Below are 21,802 nucleotides of genomic sequence, written 5' to 3' on the forward strand. Positions count from 1 at the left end.
CCCTAGGGGACCGGTACGACAGAAATCAGTCCGGCAACAGCGCCGCGAGATCGAGATCGACGAGGACCGGCTCGGTGAGGTGCAGAATCTCACCGCCATGGGTCATGGAGCGTTTCTCGTACGTCGTCCCGACCAGCTCGAACAGGTCGATGGTGAGTGCGATGTGGTCGACGACCAGATACCACGGGATCCCGGCCGATTCGTAGTAGTGCTTCTTCAACGCTCGGTCCATCGCCGGCTTGATATTTGACTAGCTTCGATCCTGAAGGAAGGCCAGTTCCTCGGCGAGGGTGGCGGTCGGGCGTGAGGGCAAGCCGGGTAGCTCGGCGCCGATCAGCAACAGGGCGTCGGTGGGTTCGGCGCCGTGCAGGGTGTGGTGGGTGTAGACGTCGGCCGAGTCGCGGTGGTCGCCCAGATAGCGTTCGGCCAGCACCGGGGGCTCGTCGTGCCAGTCGACGACCGGGTTGCGGGCCACCCCGCGGTGGAAGACGTCAGCGCGGCGCAGCACGGCCATCGCGGCCAGCCAACCCCCGACCCCGGTTCCCCGTACGGCGACCGTGTTCAGATCCAGGTCGGGGTGCTTGCCCTGCAGCGCCCGCAGCGCGTCGACCTGGTCGGAGAGCGCCACGTCGACCAGCCGGCGGTGCACCACCTTCTCGTAGCTGGGGGCGACCCCGGGGGTGCCCCGGCCGTCGATGCTGACCACGGCGAACCCGGCGTCGGCCCACCACTGCCGCTCCTGCCAAGCCGCCGGGTCGTTGACCACCTGCTGATGGCCGGGGCCGTCGCCCAGGGTGACCAGCACCGGGATCTTCGTGCCGCCCACGAACACCGCCGGGTAGAGCACGGCGGCGGGCAGGCGGCGGTCGGTGACCCGTTCGAGCACGGGTGACGGCGCGTACGGAAGCGGCATCGCGAGGTTGCCCAGGGCGGCCACCCGGGCCTCGCCCCGCCACACCACGTCGTCGACGACCAGCACGTCGCCGCCGGTGTGGGCGTGGTGCCAGCCGGGGGCCTCGGTGACCTTGCGCGCCTCGGCTCCGCCGCCGCCGAGCGACGTGCGTACGCGGAAGACCGACTGGGTCGCCGGGTCGTCGTCGGTGCCCTCGACCACCAGGTCGGGCGCGGGGCTGCCGGGCCGCGGCACCGTGCCCACCACCCGCCGCACATAGAGGCCGGGCGGGGTCAGCAGGCTGCCGTCGGCGAACAGGCAGCGCGCGTCGAAGCCGTCGTGGGCCAGTTCGCCGCCGACCAGCACGCGGCCGTCGGGCAGGTGCCGCGGCGTGCCCGCCACCGGCTCGACCCAGCGGGCGTCGGCCAGCTCGGCGTGCACCTGCGTCTCGCCCGTACGGGGGTCGACCGCGAGCACCAGCCCGTGCTGCTGCATGCGGCGCAGCACGGTGATCAGCGGCCCGCCGCCGTCGGCCCAGCGCACGCTGACGACGTGCGGATACGTCTCGCGGTCCCAGTGCACGTCGACCCAGCCGAAGTCGAGGTCGAGCAGGTGCAGACTGGTCGAGGCGGCCGTGCGCGCGGCCAGGATCTGGCTGCCGTCGGGCGACCACCACCAGCCGCGATCGCGCCCGAAGCGCCGGGCCGTCTCGTCCGGCACGCCCCAGCCGATCGTGCCGCAGTGCTCGCGCCACGCGTTGCCGGACTCGCCGGCCAGCAGCCGGTCGCCGTCGGGGCCGACCACCCGCAGCGACGGGGAGCCGCCCTGCCGGCTCACGTAGCCGATGTTGCCGCCGCGCGGATCGGGCCGTGGGTCCTCGGCGGGCTCGTCGGTGGGCACCTCGGCGACCGTGCCCCGCACCAGGTCGGCCCGGAACAGACGGCCCGCGCGGGCGAACGCGGCCACGCAGGCGTCGCGATCGGTCGCGTACGAGGCCAGCGGGCCCGGCGCGACCAGGGACTCGGCCGCCGTCGCGACGTTGAGCACCCAGAGCGAGGCGACCGGGTCCTCGGGGCCGGTGGAACGCAGGAACGCCACCCGCCGGCCGTCCGCGCCGACCGTCACCGCGTGCGGCGCGCCGTGGCGGAAGTGGCCGGTGCGCTCCGCGAGTCCAGGGAAGTCCACCCGGACAGCATCGCTGATCAAGGGCCACTTGTGCGCCCCAAACCCGCGCACGGCGTCCGAACCGTCGCCGATGATCCCGCGTACAGTTGCGCGCGTGACTGACGCCTTGCCCGCGCGCCGGCTGCTGCTGGTGCACGCCCACCCCGACGACGAGGTCACCGGCACCGGCGCGACCATGGCCCACTACGCCGCGGCCGGCGCCCACGTGACGCTCGTGACCTGCACGCTCGGCGAGGAGGGCGAGATCCACGTCCCCGAGCTGGCCCGGCTCGAGGCGGCCCAGGCCGACCAGCTCGGCGGTTATCGGCTGGTCGAGCTGTCCCGCGCGTGCGCCGCGCTCGGCGTGACCGATCACCGGTTCCTCGGCGGCGCCGGGCGTTATCGCGACTCCGGCATGATGGGCCTGCCCACCAACGACCACGCCCGCGCGTTCTGGTCGGCCGACCTCGACGAGGCCGCCGCGCACCTGGTCGAGATCATGCGCGAGATCAAGCCCCAGGTGATGATCACGTACGACCCGAACGGGTTCTACGGCCATCCTGACCACATCCAGGCGCACCGGGTGGCCATGCGCGCGGCCGAGCTGGCCGGCGCCGACGGCCCGCAGAAGATCTACTGGACCGCGATGCCGCTGAGCGTGCTGCGCGACGGCATGGACGCGTTCCGCGAGCTCTCCGACAACCCGTTCGCCGGTGTCGAGAAGGTCGAGGACCTGCCGTTCGGCCACTCCGACGACGAGATCGCCGCGCGCATCGACGGCACCGACTTCTATCACCAGAAGGTGGCGGCCATGCAGGCCCACGCCACCCAGATCCCCGACAACTCCTGGCTGTACGGCATCGCCGGCGACTTCGGCGGCGAGTTCATGGGCGTGGAGTACTTCACGATCGCCAAGGGGTCGCGCGGCCCGGGCGAGGGCCCGCACGGCTGGGAGAGCGACCTGTTCGGCGGGCTCGAGCTCGAGCAGCCGGCGGCGGCCGACGCGGCCTCGCGATGAGCACCGAGGTGAGCACCCCGCTGGAGGAACCGCCCGCCCCCGAGCCGAAGAAGCCCGGCTGGGATCCGGTGCTCCGGGTCGCCGGTGTCGTGATCTCGATCCTGGCCGCCCTGATCAGCGGCTTCCTCGAGATCAACCTGAGCACGCTGCGGGCCGGTGACTTCGTCACGATCTGGCGCGGCGACGCGATCGGCTCCGGCGGCGGCCCGCTGCTCGGCCTGTCGATCCTGCTGGCCGGCGGGCTGAACTGGGCGATCGCCTGGTTCGCGGTGACCACCACCCGCCGCCGCTGGGCGCTCGGCCCGCCGTGGGCGCTGTGGACGCTGCTCATGCTGGGCGCGGCCGGCGTCCGCACCGACGAGGGCGACTACCTGCTCGGCGGCGAGAACTGGGTCGCGCTCGTGATGATCCTGGTCGGCAGCCTGACGTACGCTGTTTACTCCTATCGCCTGATCTTGAAGGGGCGGTTGCCGCAACAAACGCCACGGTGAGGTGAGCACGTGACGTCGAAGTCCGAGTGGTTCGGTCCGCAGCCGCCCGCGGGAGCGAGGCCGGACGACACCGTCATCCTCAACGAGGCACCCGACGGCAGCGTTTCGGTTCCCGATGGGGCGGACGCCACAGTTCCGCTGCCGATGAGCTCGGCGACGGCGATCATCCCGGCCGCGCGTCAGGCGCCGCCGCAGGAACGGATCGAGACGCCGCCACCGCCGCCGTCACCGCCCCGCAAGAAACGGAAGTGGCTGGTCGCGGCGAGTGTGGTCGCGCTGCTGGGCGCCGGTGCGGCCGGGTCGGCGGCCTACGTGACGACCGGTGACATCCCGCGCGGGGTCGAGGTGCTCGGTCTTAGCCTCGGCGCGTTGACCCTGGCCGAGGCCGAGAAGGCGCTGCGGGATCATGTCGCGGCGCGCTCGGCCCAGCCGGCCCGCGTCCGGCTCGACGGCAAGGACGTCACGGTCCCGGCCGAGTCGGTCGGTCTCGCCTTCGACGTGCCGGCCACCGTCGATGCGGCGGCCACGAGCGGGGTGCGGTTCTTCGGGACCAAGAGCATTCCCCCAGCCGTACGCGTTGACGAGGCCAAACTCACGGCGGCGCTCCGCAAGCAGCTGAACACCGAGCGGGTCACCGTGCGCCGGCCGGCGATCGCCTTCCGGGGTGTCGAGCCCGTGGTGGCGTACGGGAAACCCGGTCTTGATCTTGATGGGGGCCTCGCGGCCGAGCGGGTGATCGCGGCGTGGCCGACGGGTGGGGTGGCCGATGTGCCGCTGACCACGCGCACCCCGGTGATGGCCCGGGAGCAGGTCGACGCGCTGGTCGACGAGGTGGCCAAGCCCGCCGTGGCCGCGCCGGTGACCGTGACCGTGGGCGCGAAGTCGCTCGTCCTGACGCCCGCGGCCATCGCGAAGGGCCTGGTCTTCCGCGCGGACAGCACCGGCAGGCTGACTCCGGCGATCGATGCCACGCGGCTGCGCACGGCCGGGGCCACCGAGTTCCGCAAGGTCGAGACGGCGGCCAAACCGGCTTCCGTACGCCTGCAGGACGGCAAGCCGCAGGTCGTGGCGGGCACTCCCGGCCGGCTCGTGGACGTCACCAAACTCGGCCCCGAGCTGCTCAAGGTGCTCCCGGCCACGGGTTCGCGCGAGGTCACCGGCGTGCTGGCCACGGCCGAGTCGGAGACGAGCGTCGCCGACGTGACCAAGCTCGGCATCAAGGAGAAGGTGTCGACCTTCACCACGTATTTCACCGGCGGTCGCAACGCCCCACGCAGCCAGAACATCATCACCGTGGCCAAGGCCGTGGACGGCGCGGTCGTGCAGCCGGGGGCGACGTTCTCGCTCAACAAGCACACCGGCGAGCGCAACTACGCCAAGGGTTACAAGGACGCCCCGGTGATCGTCGGCGGCGTGCTCGAGCCGGGTGTCGGCGGCGGCGCCTCCCAGTTCACGACGACGCTGTTCAACGCGGCCTACTACGCGGGCCTCGAGGACGTCGAGCACAAGCCGCACTCGTTCTACTTCTCGCGCTATCCCGCGGTCATCGAGGCGACGATCTTCTATCCGACGCTCGATCTCAAGTTCAAGAACACCACCCCGTACGGGGTTCTGATCGACACCGCCACAACCGGGCGCTCGGTGACCGTGACGTTGTGGAGCACGAAGGTCTACGACAGCGTCAAGACCGTCTACGGCCCCAAGCGCAACCGGACCAGCCCGCCCACCGTGCAGCGCGAGGCCGGTCCCCGGTGCATCGCTACCAGCGGACTCCCAGGCTTCACCCAGGACGCATGGCGCGTCATCCGCAAGGATGGCCAGGAGGTCGAGCGCGAGAAGTTCACTTGGCGTTACGATCCCGAGCCACGATTCGTCTGCGGCGGCACGGAGTAGTCCGCCGGGCAGGTTCCGGGAGGGCATATGAGGCAGCAGCGCTGGTTCCCGATCGCGGCGCTGGCGATCGGCCTGTTCGCGATCAACGCGGTGGCCCGGCTGGTCACCCGGTTCGCGTTCGACGACAACGACGCCGCCGAGACCCGTACGACGGTCATCATGTTCGCGCTGATCGGCGTGGTGCTGGCCGTTTACGCGTTCCGGGCCTCGCACCGGCGCCGCCCGTCGGAGTGGCTCGTGCCCGACTGGGCGCTCGGCGTGGCCGGCGCGATGGTGCTGACCCTCCTGGTCGGACCGTTCGTCAGCGGCGAGCAGCCGTTCGCGAGCGGCTCCGACCACTTCTTCGCCCAGATCGCCCTCTACGCCGCGTTCGCCGGCGGCGGCACCCTGGTCGGCTACTGGGTCTCGGTCGCGCTCGGCCACGACTATCGCTCGCGCTCGCTCAAGGCCTACGGCGAGATGCGCCAGGCCAAGCCGCGCAAGATCGTCCGTCGCTGACGTTAGTCGAGTGGTGCCTCGCGTGTCAGATACGTGTGGTGCGTGGTGAAGCCGACCCGGCCGTAGAGCGTGACCGCGCTCGTGTTGCGCTCCTCGACCTGCAGATAGACCCGCGAGCTGCCGTGCTGGGCGCCCCACTGGGCCAGCCCGCGCAGCACGTGCTGGGCCAGGCCCTGCCGGCGGGCGTGCGGGGCCGTCTGCAGCAGCGCCACGCCGAGCCAGCGGCCGGGCCCGGTGACCGCGCCCCGGCCCACTGCGAGCAGGCCGCCGTCGGCGTCGCGAACCTGGGCGAAGACGACGTCGGCGGGGGCGCTCAGGATGCGTCCGGCGGCCGGCGGCAGCGTGCCCTTGTGCTCGGCGACCATGACGAACCAGTCGTCGCCGGGGCTGTCGGCCAGCTCGACCGGGGACAGATCGGGCCGGGCCGGCAACACGCCGGTCAGCGCGGCCAGCGAGGTCGTCTGCACCAGGGTGAGCGGCCGGGCGCCCCAGCCGCGGGCGTCGAGGGCGGCGTTGACCGGAGCGGCCAGCGGCATCGGCGCGTTGATCAGCGGGCGCTGGCCGTGTGCCGAATACCACTCCTCGACCGCGTCGATGGCGGCCTCGAGCGGCCGGTCGGGATCGCCCACCGCGAGGGCCGAATTCGCCCGGCCGGTCCAGTTCTCGGCGGCCCGGAGGAGCCAATTGCCCAGCTTGGCCTGCGTCGGAGCCGGCCAGGCGTCGTTCGCGGCCAGCTCGAGGGCGATCACCTCGGCCGCGGGCGGGCGGCGAGCGGCGGGCACCCTTTTCGCGCGATGAACCTCACGCAGTGGGACGCGGACGGTGCCCTTCTCGGTGGCGATCGTAAGATCGGTCTCGGTGAGATCGACCAGCTCACCGAGGGCATCCGTATAGAGCGTCCGGTTCTGGGAAACCCCTACAATGCGGCGTACCACCACCCGGTGCCCCACATCCTGCCGACGGAGCACGTGTCACCTCCTCCGGCGGTGATACTAGGCTCTGCAACTGTCGCCGGCGGTCCCCGCGGCAAGGCTTTGGAGGGAAAGACCCGTGACCTACATCATCGCTGAGCCCTGCGTCGATGTGCTTGACAAGGCATGCATCGAGGAATGCCCGGTCGACTGCATCTATGAGGGCAACCGGATGCTCTACATCCACCCCGATGAGTGCGTCGACTGCGGGGCCTGTGAGCCGGTCTGCCCCGTCGAGGCGATCTTCTACGAGGACGACGTCCCCGACCAGTGGAAGGACTACACGACGGCGAACTACGAGTTCTTCGAGGACCTCGGCTCGCCCGGTGGCGCGGCCAAGGTCGGCAAGATCGAGAAGGACACGCCGTTCGTCGCGTCGCAGCCGCCCCGGGGCGAGAGCTGAGCGGGCTGTCCGCGGCCCTGCCGGATTTCCCCTGGGATCTGCTGGAGCCGGCCAAGGCCCGGGCGGCCGCGCACCCCGACGGCGTAGTCGACCTCTCGGTCGGCACGCCCGTCGACCCCGTGCCGCCGCTGATCCGGCGCGCCCTCGCGGACGCGTCGGATTCGCCGGGTTACCCGCTCACCGCGGGCACCCCGGCCCTGCGCGCGGCCATCGCGCAGTGGCTCGTCCGTGAGTGCGGCGCCTCGGGCACCCCTGATGTGCTGCCCACGATCGGCTCCAAGGAGCTGGTCGCCTGGCTGCCCACCCTGCTCGGCGTCGGTCCGGGCGACACCGTCGTGATCCCGGCCATCGGCTACCCGACGTACGAGGTCGGTGTGCGCCTGGCCGGGGCCAAGGTGATCCGGTCCGACGCGCTGACCGCGGTCGGGCCCGACCCGTCCGTACGCCTGGTCTGGATCAACTCGCCGTCCAACCCGACCGGCAAGGTGCTGCCCGTCGAGCACCTGCGCAAGGTCGTCGCGTGGGCCCGCGAGCGCGGCGCCGTGGTCGTCAGCGACGAGTGCTACCTGTCGCTGGGCTGGGAGACGAAGCCCGTCTCGGTGCTCGACGACGCGGTGACCGGCGGCGACTACACCGGCGTGCTGGCCGTGCACTCGCTGTCCAAACGGTCCAACCTGGCCGGCTATCGGGCCGGCTTCGTCGGCGGCGACCCGGCCCTGATCGGCGAGCTGCTCGCCGTCCGCAAGCACGGCGGCATGATCGTGCCCGCCCCCGTGCAGGCCGCGATGATCGCCGCGCTCGGCGACGAGGAGCACGTGGCCGCCCAGCGCGCGGTCTACGCCCGCCGCCGCGACGAACTGCGGGTGGCGCTCACAAAAGCGGGATTCGAGATCAGCCACTCCGAGGCCGGCCTCTACCTGTGGTCGACCCGCGGCGAGGACTCCTGGAAGACCGTCGACTGGCTCGCCGAACGCGGCATTCTGGCTGCTCCCGGTGCCTTCTACGGCCCCGCCGCCGAGCAGCACGTGCGGATCGCTCTGACCGCGACCGACGAGCGAGTGGCCGCGGCGGTCGCCCGCCTGGCCTAGGTCCTGTTTCGTAGCTGGGCCCGGCCGCAGCCCCGCCCCAGCTACGAAACACGGCCTAGGTTCAGGTAGACAACGGTCGCTACCCTCGGTGCGTTGCGAGACGACGTAGCTACGGGGAGGCGGTCGTGAGTGACGGCATTCGCGTCGAGACCGACGGTCTGAACAAGTTCTCCGACCAGGTCCAGGACGACACGTCCCGGACCCTCGAGCCGGGGTATTCCGACGCGCGGGTGTCCTTCGGCACCGGGGTGCGCTTCGGAACGAACAACGCCAGCGGCAGCGTGCACGCCGCCAAGGCCCGATACGCGGCGAGCGTCGAAGCCTCGACCGCGAACATCGAGGAATACATGGCTGCGGCCCGCGTGCTGGCCGACGCGGCGGCCAAGGTGGCCGAAGCGCTCGACGCCACCGACATGCGCGCGGCCGACCGCACCGACTGGATCAACGGTGCGCTGGTCACGGCGGCGACCGAGGCGCAGGCCCGGCGTCAGGCGGCCGAGCGGGCAATCCCGCACGGCGGGCGGCAGGCGATATGAGCGACCCGGTGCTGACCAGCAGCTACTGCACGAACTGGGGAGCGTTCAACACGCCCCGGCTGTGGTCGATGGTGATGAACGAGGAAGATGGGCTCGCCCGCGAGCAGGTGCAGGGCTGGAAGCGGCTGGCCGGCTCGATCCGCGGCCAGCATCAGGCCCTCGCCACGGCCAAGGCCGACCTGATCGCCGCGTGGCCGCCCGACCAGAACGCGTCCGCCGAGGCCTTCCTCAACGAGCTCGACCGGCTGATGGCCCGGCTCCAGGTGGCCGCGACCGACGCCGACACCACGGCGAACGGCCTCGACAAGATCTTGAACGCGCTCGACACGGCCAAGAAGTCGATCGAGCCGCTGTGGGAGAAATACAAGGACAAGAGCGACGACCTGGTGCCGCGCTGGTTCGACAGCGCCGAGGACGAGATCGACGAGCAGGCCCGCGCCATCATGATCACGATGGAGGGCGCGGTCTCCGACGCGGTGGCCGACCTGCGGGTGCCCGATCCGTACAACTTCAGCGTGGGCGAGGGGCCGCAGGAGTGGCCGCCCAAGCCGCAGCCCGGGGGTGGCGGCTCGGGCTCGGGCTCGGGTCGTCTTGGGTCGGGCGGCATCAGCACCGCTTTGCCGCATGACCCGCCGCCGCCGTTGCCGGGCCAGGAGCCGATCCTGCCCGACGATCCGGGCTCGCCCGGTTTGCCTGGTGGGCCTGGCTCGCCCGGTTCGCCTGGCTCGCCTGGCTCGCCTGGTGGGCCTGGTTCGCCTGGCTCACCCTCCGATCCCGGCGCGGGCGTCGGGGTTCGTCCCGGCGGGCCTGATCTGGCCGGGGTGATCAACCCGCCCGCGACTTTGCCGGCTCCGATCGGTGGCGGTCCGGCGGGCCCGGTCCCGGGTGGGGGTGCGCCGCCGTCGCTGGGTGGCGTTCCGCCGCTGGTGCCGGGGGTGCTGCCGGGCGGTGGTGGCGGCGGTGGTCCGGTGCCGGGCGCCGGTGTCGGCCGTCCTCCGGTGAGCGGGGCCGGTCGTGGTCCGGCCGTGGGGCGGACGCTGCCGTCGGGCGCGGTCATCGGCGGGCCCGGGTCGGTCGGTGGGCCGGGTGCCACGGGTGGTCGCGGCGTCGGCAATCCCGGTGTCGGTGGTGCGGGACGCGGTGTGGGGTCCCGGCCCGGCGGTATCGGTGGCATTGAGGGCGGGTCCGGCCGTGGCGGCGGTGGGCCGCAGCTCGGCGGGGCCGGTGGTCCTGGTGGAGCGGCCGGTCGTGGCCTCGGGGGCGTACGCGGTCCCGGCGCCGCTCGCGGCCGGTCCGGACGCCGTGACGGTGACGAGGTCGGTGGCATCCGTCCTGGTGCCGGCGACGTGGAGGCCTTCGGGTCGGCCCCGGGCGGCGCTTCCGGCGTGGTCGGCGGCCCGCTGGGTGGCGTCGGCGGCGGTCGCGCGGGCATCGGTGGACCCGGCGCCGGTGGCGGCCGGGCCGGTGTGGGCGGTGTCGGTGCTGGTGGCGGTCGGCTGGGTGCCGGGGCGGGCCGTGGTGGTGCCGCGCGGGCTCCGCGACCGAGCTGGCTGCCGGACGACCCGGTCGGACCCGATCGGCACACCTTCGCGGGCGGAACCCAGGGTGGGCGGGGCTCGCGGTCCCCCCACGGCGAGGAGCCGACCGGCTTCGACCCCGACAACCTGTGGCAGGTCGCCGAGGGCGTCAACCCGGTGATCGGCCCCGACGCGGACGACGACTGGCACGACCCCGGCCCGAACGTGATCGGCCGCCGCGGGTGAGACGGTTCGCCGGGCGGGACGGGATCGACGGCGTACGACGCGGTCGGTCTCGCCCTGCTCGGCTGCGTGGCCGGTCTTGGGATTTCGACCGGTGGCCCGGCGGCCGCGCTTTTCCGGCGCTTCGACGAGCAGGAGCTGCGCTGTTCGCTGCCCTGCTTGTCGTGCTGCTGACCGGGGTGCCCGCGCGGGCCGACTCGTGGCGGGATCGGCAGTGGTATTTCGGGCCCATGCGTCTCGAGGAGGCCCAGCAACTGGGCAAGGGCGGCGCCGGGGTGACCGTGGCCGTGATCGACACCGGCGTGGACACCCGGCATCGGGACCTGCGGGGCGCGACCGTGCCCGGCTGGATCGTGACGCGGGACGAGCCTTCCGACAATGTGGACACCGGACCGCACGGCACCGGCATCGCGACCCTGATCGCCGGCCGCGGCCACGGGGAGGGCAGCGGCCTGCTCGGCGTGGCCCCGCGCAGCAAGGTCATGCCGATCCGGCCCGTCAACGACGACCTGCTCGTCGCCAACGGCATCAAGTGGGCCGCCGACCACGGCGCCAAGGTCGTCAACATGTCGTTCGACCTGGAATCCGACCAGGTGCTCGAGGACGCGATCGCCGAGGCGTTCGCCAACGACGTCGTGCTGGTCGGCTCGGCCGGCAACGGCGGGGGCGGCGTGGTCGATCCGGCCGCCTTCCCGAACGTCATCGCCGTCGGGTCGGTCGGCCGCGACAACCGGATCGCGTCGTTCTCCAACCACGGGCCGGAGGTCGACCTGGTCACGTACGGGGTCTCGATCCCGGTGGCCCGCCCCGGCAACAAATACGACGTCAGTAACGGCACGAGTCTCTCGTCGGCCCTGGTCGCGGGTGGGGTCGCGCTGATCCGCGCGCGCTATCCCGACATGCGCGCCGAGGAGGTCGTGAACCGGCTCATGTCGACGGCCGTGGACCGTGGCCCCAAGGGCCGCGACGACCGCTACGGCGAGGGGCAGCTCGACCTGGTCGCGGCCCTGACCGCCCCACGGGCCGAGCCGTCCACCCCGCCGGCCTCGCGGAAGCCCGCCCAGAACGCGGCCACGACGACGTCCACGAACGACAGTGGCCTGCCACCGTTTCTGATCGTGGCCGTCGGCGTGCTGGTGCTGGTCGTCGGGGTGGCGGTTCTCATGCTCCTTCGGGCACGCCGACGTTCCTGACGGGGGCGGGTCGGCCACCCGATACGGGCATTCGCGGGGGCGGATGCCTGCGCTACTCTCGGTATCACCGGAGATCGGGGGAGCGCCGGTGAACAAGACAATCAACGGTATTGACCGCACAGGCACGGCTTACGCGATGGTCGACCCGGTGGGCCGATGTGTCGACATAGGTCTGCGTTCCGGCTGGTGGTCGGCGCTGGGCCCGGCCCGCGTCGCCGCGGGCCTGCTGGAAGCGTTGGAAGCGGCTCGCATACAGGCGGCACTGGCGCCGCTCATGCAGCGCGGCGAGGGGCACGACACGGCCCGCTCGCGGATTTCCGAGGCGTACAGGCTGATCGACGAATGCCCCGAAAAGCCGGCCCTCCAGGTGATCATCGGCCCACGCGGCCTGTTCCGGCTGCACGTTCGTGGCGGCCGCATCGACGGCGCCGAGATCGGCCCGGTCACCCCGGCCGACACTGACCGCATCGCTGCCGACGCCCGCGACGCACTCACCGAACTGTCCGGGCAGCGCATCGGCACTCGATACGCGCCAGCGGGCTGAACGCCGCCCACCCGCCGGCCGTCTCGCGCGCCTCCAGTAAGTGAGTACTCACATCGAGGACGGGCCTGTCCGGCGGCGGTAAGTGAGTACTTACTTCCAGGATGTCCCTGCCCGGCGGCGGTAAGTGAGTACTCACTTTCAGGATGTCCCTGCCCGGCAGCGGTAAGTGAGTACTCACTTTCAGGATGTCCTCGCCCGGCAGCGGTAAGTGAGTACTCACTTTCAGGACGTCCCTGCCTGGCTGCGGTAAGTGAGGACTCACATCCAGGACGGGTCGGCTCGGCGGCGGTGAGTGAGGACTCACATCCAGGACGGGCCGGCTCGGCGGCGGTAAGTGACTGCTTACATCCGGGACGGGCCGGTCCGGCGGTGGTGAGTGAGTACTTACTTCCAGGACGTCGCGCCCGGCATGCGGTAAGTGAGTACTCACATCCAAGACGTCCTTGTTCGGCCGCGGTAAGTGAGTCCTCACAAACGTTGGGGTCGACCGACTGCGGGTCGGCTGGCGGGGGGCGTCTCGAGTTGGCGGAGGGCGTTCGAGTTGGCGGCAGCGCGGATGACAGGCGGGGCGGCAAGGAGCGCGCGCACGAAGGTCGCGGAGCGCGCGGCGTGGCTTCGGCGGGTAGCGTCGGGGGCATGGTCGAGCAGCCGGTGATTGTGGTTCGTGGTGAGGCGTTTCGGGAGGTGCCGCCCGAGCAGGCGCTTCTCACTGTCACCCTGTCGGCGCGTGACCGGGAGCGGGAAGCGGTCGTGAGCCGGCTGTTGGAGCGGTCTCGTGAGCTGCACGAGTTGCTGGCCCAGTCCGGCGAGGCGATCGAGCGCCGCGAGACCGGCGGCGTGCACGTGTTGCCCGAGCTCAAGCGGGGCAGCGAGCGCGTGGTGGCGTACACGGGAAGCATCGTCACGACGATCACCGTTGTCGACTTTGAGCCGCTCGGGCAGCTGTTGTTGCATCTGGCCCGGCTCGAGCATGCGGCGGTGTCCGGGCCCTGGTGGCAGCTGCGGCCGGGCAGCCGGGCGGGGGCCGAGGTGCGGCGGGAGGCGATCACCGACGCGCTGGCGCGGGCCCGCGAATACGCCGCGGCGGTCGGGGCCGAGGTGGATCGGCTGGTCGAGATCGCCGACGAGGGTGCGGGCGGCGGCGGGCAGCCGATGATGCGCATGGCCGCGTTCGATGCGGGGGCGCCGGAGTCGGCCGGTTTCGACGTTGATCCGCAGCCGCAGTCGGTGCAGGCCTCGGTGATAGTTCGGGTGACCATCACCGATCCCGATCTTGGGGAGCGGTGAAGCGGCAGTAAAACCGGCCGTTTCGGGCACGCAACGCCCCAAGATCGGCAAGACTCGGCTGCATGCCGAGGGGCCGCCGGGACGTGCTGCTGCGGGTGGCGAACGTCAACCCGGCCAGCGTGACCACACACACCGACCGGGTGCTCTACTCCGCGATCGGCATCTTCATCCTGCTCTATTTCGGGTACGCCACGGTCGGCGGCGCCGCGTTCATCGATGCCGGCTCGAACTATCAGCACCCGTGGTATCGCTGGCTGGTCGGCCCGATGGTGGCCGCGGGCGTCGTCGCCTACGACCGGGCGGTGGTCGGGCGGGTCGCGATCAGCTATGAGCAGCTCGAGTCGACCGACCCCCGGCACTTCCTCAAAAAACCGACCATCGGCCTGTACGCCGGACGCCTCGGACTGGCCCTGCTGTTCGCTGTGCTGATCACCGAGCCGTTGATGCTCTCGCGCTACCAGGGCGAGATCGACGCGCGCCTCAACGAGGTGCACAACCAACAGCTGAGCAAGATCGACCGTACGGGCGTGGTGGGCACTTATGCGGCCCGGATCGAGGCGCTCAAACGGGAGACGGTGGCGGACGACGCCGTGGTCAGTGGCCTGACCGAGCGCGCCGCCCAGAAACGGCAGGACGCCCGCAGGCTTTATCAACAGGCGGTCGCCGACTCGGCCGGTGACGGTGTGACCCGCGCGGCCGGCTGCCCGAGCGGCGGCTCCTGCGATCAGCTCGTCAAGCGGTCGCGTTCGCTCGACGACGAGGCGACCGCGCTCGACGTGCAGGCCGGGCGGCTGCTCGACACCCAGCGCACGGCCCGCGAGGCCCGCGCCGAGGAGCAGGTCGAGCTGACCGGCCGGATCGCCGAGCAGCGCGAGGCCAACGAGGTCGCGGTCAAGGCCGACGCCGGCTTCGGTGCCCGCACGGCCGCCATGTGGCACCTGGTGACCAGCGACTTCTGGGGTGTCGGGGTCTTCTATCTGGGCATCACGCTGCTGCTGGTGGCGCTCGACTGCGCCGCCGTCGGCCTCAAGTTCGCCTCGCGGGGCAACGGTTACGAGCGCAACGAGGCCCGGACCGCCCGCCGCCGCGAGCACGAGGCCACGCTGATCCACGAGCGCGAGATCCAGGACGCGCGGACCTACGGCGAGGCGATGGCCCGGGTGGTGGCCGACGGCATCGAGGCGGCCACGCACGACGTCGAGGTGGCCCGCGACTCGGCCGAGCGGGCCAGCGCGGTGCTGCGTACGTCGGTGGTCGTGCCGCCCGAGATCCGCCGGCTGACCGCGCACCGCGGCCGCCATCACCGGCCCGTGCACGCCGAGTTCCGCCACGACGAGGACGCGGGCCGCCATCGGAGCCCGCTGCGCGCGCTGCCGGCGGAGCCCGAGTAGAGCTATGTAGCCATGTGTATAGTGGCGCGCCATGACGATCGCCACGGCTTTCCTCGCGTTGCTCGAGGGGCGGCCCCAGCACGGCTACGACCTGAAACGCGCGTACGACGAGCACTTCGGCGGCGACCGCCCGCTGCACTACGGGCAGGTCTACACCACCCTGGCCAAGCTGCTGCGCAACGGACTGGTCAGCGTCGACGGGGTCGAGGGCGACGCCGGCCCCGACCGTAAGCGCTACACGATCACCGAGGCCGGGGTTACCGACGTGCGGCGCTGGCTCGACGAGCCCGAGAAGCCGGATCAATACCTGCAGAGCGCCCTGTACGCCAAGGTGGTCGGCGCCCTGCTGACCGGCCGGTCCGCCGCCGCGGTGCTCGACGTGCAGCGCGAGGAACACCTGGTCGCCATGCGTGAGCTGACCCGGCGCAAGCAGAGCGGCGACCTGGCCGACCGGATCATCTGCGACCACGCGCTGTTTCACCTCGACGCCGACCTGCGCTGGCTCGAACACACGGCCACGCTGCTCGACGAGCTGGCCGAGCGGATCGGCCGATGAACCCGCTTCTGGACGCCGAGGGGCTGCACAAGGCGTACGGGCCGACGACCGCCCTGGCCGGGGCCGACCTGCGGGTGCACGCGGGCGAGATCGTCTCGGTGATGGGCCCGTCCGGGTCGGGCAAGTCCACCCTGCTGCACTGCGCGGCCGGGCTGACCAGGCCGGACGCCGGGCATGTGGGCTACGACGGCCAGGAGCTGTCGAGCCTGAACGACGTCAAGCGCAGCGCGTTGCGCCGTCGAGAGTTCGGCTTCGTGTTCCAGTTCGGCCAGCTGGTGCCCGAGCTGACCGCGCTCCAGAACGTGGCGTTGCCGCTGCGCCTGGACGGCGTCTCCCGGCGTACGGCCGAGCGCCGCGCCACCGGCCTGATGGACCGGCTCGGCCTGGCCGACAAGGCGCGCTCGCGGCCCGGGGAGCTCTCGGGCGGGCAGCAACAGCGGGTGGCCGTGGCGCGGGCCCTGGTCACCGGCCCGCGGGTGATCTTCGCGGACGAGCCGACGGGCGCGCTCGACTCCGTCTCGGGCGAGCAGGTGATGGAGATGCTGACCCGCTCGGCCCGCGAGGCCGGGGCGGCGGTCGTGCTGGTCACCCACGACGCGCGGGTGGCGGCGTACGCGGATCGCGGAATCGTCGTGCGCGACGGCCGCAGCACAGAGCGGATGGCGGCGCGATGAGGCGGGTCGTGGCCGAGTTGGCGCTGGGGATCCGGCTGGCCTTCCCGAGCGGCCGCCACGGCTGGCTGCGCACGGCGATGGCCTCGGCCGGGGTAGCCATCGGGGCGGCGGCGCTGCTGCTGGGCGCCTCGGTGCCGGTCATGCTGGACGCCCGCCAGGACCGCATGCTGCAGCGCGACGACAGCGTGGGCCTGCACGAGGTGCCGCCCGGGCAGACGCTGATCGTGGCGTCCGTCGACTCGCAGTGGGGCAGCAACGCCGTACGGGGAAGGTTGATCTGGCCCGAGTCGCCCGCGGCGCCGCTGCCGCCCGGCGTGCCCGCCATCCCGGGCGACCAGCAGATGTACGCGTCACCCGCCCTGCAGGCCGCGCTGGCCGGGCCGGACGGCGACACCCTGCGCCGCCAGATGCCGTACGAGGTCGTCGGCACGATCGCGCCCGCCGGGCTGTCCGGGCCGCACGAGTTCGCGTACTACGCCGGCTACAAGCGCGCCGAGGCTCTGGTCGGGGTGAACTCGTGGCGGGTCGACCGGTTCGGCTACTCGCTCGACGACGGCGAACCCCGCCAGGGCACGTACGTCGTGGTCGCAACCATGCTGGCCACGCTGCTGCTGCCCATCGCGATCTTCATCGGGGCCGCGCTGCGTTTCGGGGCCGACACCCGCGACCGCCGGCTGGCCGCGATCCGGCTGGTCGGCGCGGACAGCCGGGCGGTGCTGCGGATCGCGCTCGGCGAAAGCCTGGTGCCGGCCGGGCTCGGACTGGCGGCCGGCACGGTGCTCTATCTGCTGGTCCGCAGCCGGTCGGCCGACCTGCGGCTCTTCGACGTCAGCGTCTTCCCGGCCGACATCAGTCCCGTGCCCGTGCTGGCCCTGCTGGTCGTCGCGATCGTGCTCGCCCTCTCGGCCGGACTGACCCTGCTCGGCTTCCGCGGCGTCGCGGTCGAGCCGCTGGGCGTGTTCCGCCGCTCGACCACCTGGAACGGCCGGCTCTGGTGGCGTCTGCTGCCTCTGGCCGCGAGCCTGTGGCTGCTCCGGCCCGTGCTCACCGGCGCGTCGAATCCCGACGAGGAGCGGGCCGGGATCGGTGTGGTCCTGGCGGTCCTCGCGCTGATCCCGCTCGTGCCCTATCTCGTGCCGCTGGCCGCTCGGGTGCTGCCCAGCGGGTCGGCGGCGTGGCAGCTCGCGTCGCAGCAGCTGCGTCAGAACCCGGCCGCCTCGACCCGGGCTGTCACCGGCATCGTCGTCGCCGTCACCGGTGCGATCGCCCTGCACGCGACGTTCGGCGCCGCCAGTGCCCGCCGCGAGGTGCCGGACAACCCCGCCGACCCCGCGTACATCCTGCAAGCCCCCGGCCCGCAGACGGATGCGGCCATGCGGGCGCGCACCGCAAGATTCGAGAGCGTCGACGGTATCCGGGCCGGCACGGTCGCTAAATATGGCCTGTACGGCAGCCCGACCAGCTACGCCAGCGGCCACCTCGTGATCGGCGACTGCGAGTCGCTGCGGCAGGTCGCGACCTTCGACCGGTGCGCCGCCGGGGACGCCTTCGTCGTCGGCGACCCGGGCCGGTCGATCACCCTGGACGCCGGGAAGCTCGACCCCGCCCCCGGCCGGAAACTGCCGATTCCGTCGGGCGCCCGCCCGGCCCGGCTGGTCGGCACCGACGCGCAGAACGTCACCTTCGGGCTGCTGCTGACCTCGACCCCCGCGGCCGTGGCGGGCGTGCGGCCCTGGTTCGTCGAGACGCGGATGTTCGCCTCGGAGGACGCGCCGGCCACGGCGGCCGGTCAGCTGCGCGGGGTGGCGGCCGAGATCGACCCGCTGGCCATGTTCACCGCGATCGTTCCCGAATACGACAAGTACGCATCGCTGCGCGTCGCGCTCAACCTCGGGTCGGCCGTGATCCTGCTGATGATGGGCGTCGGACTGCTGCTCGACGTGGCATCCCGCCTGCACGACCGGCGAAGGCTCCTCGGCGTGCTGGCCGCGGTCGGCGCCCGCCGCTCCACAGTGATCTGGTCGGTGCTGCTCCAGGCGTTCGTACCTCTGCTGGCCGGGCTCGCCCTCGCGATCGGCGCGGGCATCGGCCTCGGGGCCGTGCTCATGCGCCTGTCACAGGTGCCCGTTACCTTCGACGCGGCCGCCGTCCTGGCGCCGGTGGCTGTCGGCTCCGCCCTCGTGCTGGCCACCACCGTCGGCGTCCTGCTGCCCGCGGCCCGCCGCGTCACCAGCACCGAGCAGCTCAGATACGAGTGACGATCAAGAGCTTTCCTCCTGTACGCCGGAGACCCGCACCGGCACCGTGAAGATCGCGCCGTCGCAGGCCTTCTTGGCGCCGGCCGCCATGCTCAGCCCGCCGCGCACGTTGAAGGCGCCGATGGCGTTGCGGCCCACCTCCCACAGCACGTCGAAGCGGGGCTGGGCCAGCCGGACGGTCGCCGGGTCGCAGCCGGCCCGCTCGTGCTCGGGGTCGGCGGTGACCGGGCCGTTGGCCGACACCGACGTGATCCTGATCGGGAAGCCGTTGTCGTTGGTCACCGTGACGACCAGGTCGCCGGTCGTGCCCGGCTGCAACGGCTTGTTCAGGTCGGACCGGGCGCGCAGCGACAGCTCGACCGGTGGGCCGTCGGCCGCCGCCACCTCCGAGCCCGTGATCTGCCAGTAGGCCCAGGCCGCGCTGGCGTTCACGACCACCGCGGCGGCTGCGGCGATGCCGAGGATCAGCCGGGTCCGCCGGTCCAGCCGCCGTTTACGGCCCGGGTCGGCCCGCCGGACCTCCCACGTCGGCTCCTCGTGCTCGGCCGGGTCCAGTTCGATGTGCATGTCGGGAATCCTGTTGCCGTCGGGGCCGCTTCCGTAGAGGCCGCCGCCCTCCCGGAGTCGAGTGAGCGCCTCGTGCCGCATCATGACCGTGCCGCCGTCGTATTTCGGGCAGGCCGAGGGATCGGGATGAGCATGCGGGGCCTTCCTCCTCAGCGACGGGTGCGAGACTCGTGTGTAACAACGGTCGCTGACGACCCCTGGTCATGTGATCGGCATTCCGTCCGCGGTTCTGCGCGCATAAATCGCACACTTGCGCCTGTCCGGCCTAATCCCAAAGGGGGAAAGGGCGGCGTCGCCGACGTCACCGCACTGACCAGGGCATTCACCGCAGGGCCCACTGTCGTGGCCGGACGGCGGACTAGCACCAGTGACGCGCCCGGCCAAATGTGCAACTTTCACGGTGCCGCTGGGCCGATGCCAATTCCGAAGGATTCACCATTCTTGGGTACCCGGAATTGACCGAGCCCGCGGTGTGGGACCCCACCGCGGGCTCGATCATTCCCCCACCATTGAGGAATGCCTACGGAGCAGAACCGCTGGCGGACGGCTCCGGCTCACGCGTCTCGGACTCCGCCCCCGCGGGTGAGGACACGGGTGGCGATGTGGTCGTGGCTTCTTCCTTCGGCGCCGGGGGAGTGGTGGTGGGCTTCCCGACCGGCTTGGGTGTGGGCTTCGCGTCCGGTTCGGCCGGGGGCTTCGCGGCCGGTGCCGGGGCGAGATCGGGAGCGGCGGGCTTGCCAGCCACGGCCGGCTCGACCTCGGGAATCGCGGCCACGGCGGCGGCCACGAGTGTGATCTGCAGCGGCTCCGAGGCCGGGCTGTCGGGGCCGGTCCAGGTGGAGGCGGTGGCCCGGACGACATAGGACACCGAGCCCGCCGGTGGCGTCTTGTCCACGCACGTGCGGGTGGCAGCCGGAACGGTGCACACGACCTGACGGCCGCTCTTGTGCACCCGCACCACGACATACCCGGTAACGGGCCGACTGGGCGCGACGTCCGGCTGGGCCCACTCGATCGCCGGCCGGCCATCCGCCATCTCTGCCTTGGGCTGGGCAACAGCGGGCACGCGGCCGGTGCTGCCCTTGGCCTCGGTGGTCTGATCGATCTCCCAATTCGCCCAGGCCGAGAGGCCGCTGCCGGCCGCGATCAGCCCGGCGGCGACAACAAGAACCGCTGCTGTGGTCCGGCCGCGTCTCACTGTGCGGTGACCTTTCCAGTCAGAAGCAGAGGAATCGTGAAGGTGGCGCCCTGGCATGCTGAGTTGCTCGCGTTGGTCATCTTGACCGCGCCGTCGATTTGAAAGATCGATGACTTTCTGGGGCCGATGTTCCAGGCCACCGGATAGCTGGGCCGGACCAGTACGACGCCCGTGTTCACACACCCGGCCGCGGCGTGGGCAGCGTCCGCCTCGACCGGGGTGGAGCCCTGCGCAACTCGGTAAACAGCTACGGGGAAGGAGTTGTCGTTCGTGATCTGGACCCGAAGCCGGGTTTTGGTTCCCGGGTAGAGGGCGGCGCCGAACGGAAGGACTCCCTTGCCTCTCAGCGGAATCACCGTTCCGACCGTGGCAGTCGCGCGGGCCTGACCGGACATCCGCCACGCGGCCCACGCCGCACCGCTGGCGACGAGTGCTGAGGCCACTCCGGCGGCGGTGAGAACCTTCGCCTTCCTGGTTGTTCGGCTCATCGTCACGCTCTCTCGTCGATCGACTAATCACCGCTCGAGGAGGGGAGAGGCCGTCGACCCCTCCCCTCCGGCGATCAGGAGTCGAGGCTCTCCGCGTCGACCGAGACCTGGAAGGTGATCGGAGCGCCCTTGCAAGCGTCGTCCGGGTTGTCCTTCAGCTTGATCGAGTTGTTCCACGTGTAGGTGTGCGTTCCCGCGTTGGCTTCCAGCTCGAACGAGTTGAAGGCGGCGTCCTCGATGGCCACGAAGTTGTCCGCGTCGCAGCCGTCCTGCGTGGTGGCGAAGCCGCTGAGGCTCGCGCCGGTGACCAGAACCCTGAAGGGGTTCGTGTTGTTCACCGTGAACTCGACGCCGGTGCCGGGGCCCGGCACCAGCGGCCCGGTCAGCTTGGCGTCGACGATGCCCACCGGGGTCGCGGAGCCGGCGCTCGCGCTCGCGGTGGCGCTGTTGCTGACGGTCCAGGCGGCCCAGGCGGCCGCGCCTCCGCCGATCGCCACGACGGCGGCGGCAACGGCGGCGACGGAACGCTTGGTGTTCTTGCGCATGGGATGTTCCTCCAGGAACGGGCGAGAAATCGCGGGTGGTGCTTGGAATGTGTGGGGCCGGGGCTCGAAGCGTTCCGGCGCTGCGACAAAGATGGCGGAACGGAAACGACGAAGCGATAGTGCTTCCGCCCGTCCTATGCGGAACGGGAAGTCAGCCGGGTATCGATGATCGGACTAACCCGTGAGACTGACGGAAACGTGAAGGATCAACCGTTGCCGGCCCGTTGGCGATCACCGGTTGTTGCTGGTCGCAGGGCTGGGCTGCGGGAACCAGGGCCCTATCAGGCGGGCGCCGGGCGTTCAAGCCGCCGCTGATCCATTGTGGCGCGTGACCCCCAATTTGAGGGGGTCGGCGTGAAGCAGATGCGAAGAGAAATCGCGATGCTT

General features: G+C 71.6%; 22 protein-coding genes. 15 read left to right on the top strand and 7 right to left on the bottom strand.

Going from position 1 to position 21,802, the window contains the following annotated elements; genetic code table 11:
* Positions 1-25: 25 nt before the first annotated feature.
* Together JKJ07_RS11380 and JKJ07_RS11385 are read right to left on the bottom strand one after the other, a co-directional pair.
* The gene (locus tag JKJ07_RS11380; RefSeq protein ID WP_202991418.1) at positions 26-232 is read right to left on the bottom strand and encodes a Uma2 family endonuclease; all 207 of its coding nucleotides are present in this window, start codon (positions 230-232) and stop codon (positions 26-28) included.
* Positions 233-250: 18 nt separating this feature from the next.
* The gene (locus JKJ07_RS11385) at positions 251-2,017 is read right to left on the bottom strand and encodes a prolyl oligopeptidase family serine peptidase (RefSeq protein WP_438871397.1); all 1,767 of its coding nucleotides are present in this window, start codon (positions 2,015-2,017) and stop codon (positions 251-253) included.
* Between the two features lie 154 nt (positions 2,018-2,171).
* On the opposite strand from JKJ07_RS11385, the gene mshB reads away from it, so the two are divergent.
* Genes mshB through JKJ07_RS11405 form a run of 4 tightly spaced genes read left to right on the top strand, consistent with a single transcriptional unit; the run spans position 2,172 to position 5,956 of the window.
* The gene (gene mshB, locus JKJ07_RS11390) at positions 2,172-3,074 is read left to right on the top strand and encodes an N-acetyl-1-D-myo-inositol-2-amino-2-deoxy-alpha-D-glucopyranoside deacetylase (RefSeq protein WP_202991420.1); all 903 of its coding nucleotides are present in this window, start codon (positions 2,172-2,174) and stop codon (positions 3,072-3,074) included.
* Complete coding sequence (locus JKJ07_RS11395; protein WP_202991421.1) at positions 3,071-3,565, top strand: hypothetical protein; 495 nt, start codon at positions 3,071-3,073, stop codon at positions 3,563-3,565. Before mshB ends, JKJ07_RS11395 begins: the two co-directional genes overlap by 4 nt.
* Positions 3,566-3,574: 9 nt before the next feature.
* A complete protein-coding gene (locus JKJ07_RS11400) occupies positions 3,575-5,458 on the top strand; it encodes a VanW family protein (protein WP_202991422.1) in 1,884 nt (627 codons plus the stop codon).
* 27 nt (positions 5,459-5,485) lie between these two features.
* Positions 5,486-5,956, top strand: coding sequence for a hypothetical protein (locus JKJ07_RS11405; RefSeq protein WP_202991423.1), 471 nt, complete (start codon positions 5,486-5,488; stop codon positions 5,954-5,956).
* 2 nt (positions 5,957-5,958) lie between these two features.
* Here JKJ07_RS11405 and JKJ07_RS11410 read toward each other — a convergent pair whose 3' ends face one another.
* Positions 5,959-6,924, bottom strand: a complete 966-nt coding sequence (locus JKJ07_RS11410; RefSeq protein WP_202991424.1) for a GNAT family N-acetyltransferase — start codon at positions 6,922-6,924, stop codon at positions 5,959-5,961.
* Between the two features lie 82 nt (positions 6,925-7,006).
* Here JKJ07_RS11410 and fdxA point away from each other — a divergent pair, with 82 nt between their 5' ends.
* From fdxA to JKJ07_RS11460, 11 genes are all read left to right on the top strand, one after another.
* Positions 7,007-7,330 (top strand): ferredoxin, encoded by a 324-nt coding sequence (gene fdxA / locus JKJ07_RS49730; protein ID WP_307834213.1) that lies wholly within the window; start codon positions 7,007-7,009, stop codon positions 7,328-7,330.
* Positions 7,327-8,418, top strand: coding sequence for a succinyldiaminopimelate transaminase (dapC, locus tag JKJ07_RS11415; RefSeq protein ID WP_236028867.1), 1,092 nt, complete (start codon positions 7,327-7,329; stop codon positions 8,416-8,418). The genes fdxA and dapC overlap by 4 nt, the downstream gene beginning before the upstream one ends.
* Positions 8,419-8,543: 125 nt before the next feature.
* Positions 8,544-8,954 (top strand): hypothetical protein, encoded by a 411-nt coding sequence (locus tag JKJ07_RS11420; protein ID WP_202991426.1) that lies wholly within the window; start codon positions 8,544-8,546, stop codon positions 8,952-8,954.
* Complete coding sequence (locus JKJ07_RS11425) at positions 8,951-10,717, top strand: WXG100 family type VII secretion target (protein ID WP_202991427.1); 1,767 nt, start codon at positions 8,951-8,953, stop codon at positions 10,715-10,717. Before JKJ07_RS11420 ends, JKJ07_RS11425 begins: the two co-directional genes overlap by 4 nt.
* Before the next feature lie 161 nt (positions 10,718-10,878).
* A complete protein-coding gene (locus JKJ07_RS11430; RefSeq protein ID WP_202991428.1) occupies positions 10,879-11,907 on the top strand; it encodes a S8 family peptidase in 1,029 nt (342 codons plus the stop codon).
* 88 nt (positions 11,908-11,995) lie between these two features.
* A complete protein-coding gene (locus JKJ07_RS11435; protein WP_202991429.1) occupies positions 11,996-12,451 on the top strand; it encodes a hypothetical protein in 456 nt (151 codons plus the stop codon).
* A 636-nt stretch (positions 12,452-13,087) separates the two neighbouring features.
* Positions 13,088-13,738, top strand: a complete 651-nt coding sequence (locus tag JKJ07_RS11440) for an SIMPL domain-containing protein (protein ID WP_202991430.1) — start codon at positions 13,088-13,090, stop codon at positions 13,736-13,738.
* Between the two features lie 62 nt (positions 13,739-13,800).
* Positions 13,801-15,129 carry a DUF4407 domain-containing protein gene (locus tag JKJ07_RS11445; protein WP_202991431.1) on the top strand — a complete coding sequence of 443 codons (1,329 nt, stop codon included), beginning with the start codon at positions 13,801-13,803 and terminating at the stop codon, positions 15,127-15,129.
* A gap of 31 nt (positions 15,130-15,160) precedes the next feature.
* Positions 15,161-15,685, top strand: a complete 525-nt coding sequence (locus JKJ07_RS11450) for a PadR family transcriptional regulator (protein ID WP_202991432.1) — start codon at positions 15,161-15,163, stop codon at positions 15,683-15,685.
* Entirely contained in the window at positions 15,682-16,359 is a 678-nt protein-coding gene (locus JKJ07_RS11455; RefSeq protein ID WP_202991433.1) for an ABC transporter ATP-binding protein, read from the top strand. The genes JKJ07_RS11450 and JKJ07_RS11455 overlap by 4 nt, the downstream gene beginning before the upstream one ends.
* Complete coding sequence (locus tag JKJ07_RS11460) at positions 16,356-18,617, top strand: ABC transporter permease (protein ID WP_202991434.1); 2,262 nt, start codon at positions 16,356-16,358, stop codon at positions 18,615-18,617. The genes JKJ07_RS11455 and JKJ07_RS11460 overlap by 4 nt, the downstream gene beginning before the upstream one ends.
* Before the next feature lie 3 nt (positions 18,618-18,620).
* Here JKJ07_RS11460 and JKJ07_RS11465 read toward each other — a convergent pair whose 3' ends face one another.
* The 4 genes from JKJ07_RS11465 to JKJ07_RS11480 all read right to left on the bottom strand — a co-directional run bounded on the left by JKJ07_RS11465 (position 18,621) and on the right by JKJ07_RS11480 (position 21,415).
* A complete protein-coding gene (locus JKJ07_RS11465; protein WP_236028727.1) occupies positions 18,621-19,184 on the bottom strand; it encodes a hypothetical protein in 564 nt (187 codons plus the stop codon).
* Between the two features lie 520 nt (positions 19,185-19,704).
* Positions 19,705-20,382 (bottom strand): hypothetical protein, encoded by a 678-nt coding sequence (locus JKJ07_RS11470; protein ID WP_202991436.1) that lies wholly within the window; start codon positions 20,380-20,382, stop codon positions 19,705-19,707.
* Entirely contained in the window at positions 20,379-20,870 is a 492-nt protein-coding gene (locus JKJ07_RS11475) for a hypothetical protein (RefSeq protein WP_202991437.1), read from the bottom strand. Before JKJ07_RS11475 ends, JKJ07_RS11470 begins: the two co-directional genes overlap by 4 nt.
* A gap of 74 nt (positions 20,871-20,944) precedes the next feature.
* Complete coding sequence (locus JKJ07_RS11480) at positions 20,945-21,415, bottom strand: hypothetical protein (protein WP_202991438.1); 471 nt, start codon at positions 21,413-21,415, stop codon at positions 20,945-20,947.
* Positions 21,416-21,802: the final 387 nt, after the last annotated feature.

Source organism: Paractinoplanes lichenicola (assembly GCF_016785085.1).
GTDB classification, from domain to species: domain Bacteria; phylum Actinomycetota; class Actinomycetes; order Mycobacteriales; family Micromonosporaceae; genus Actinoplanes; species Actinoplanes lichenicola.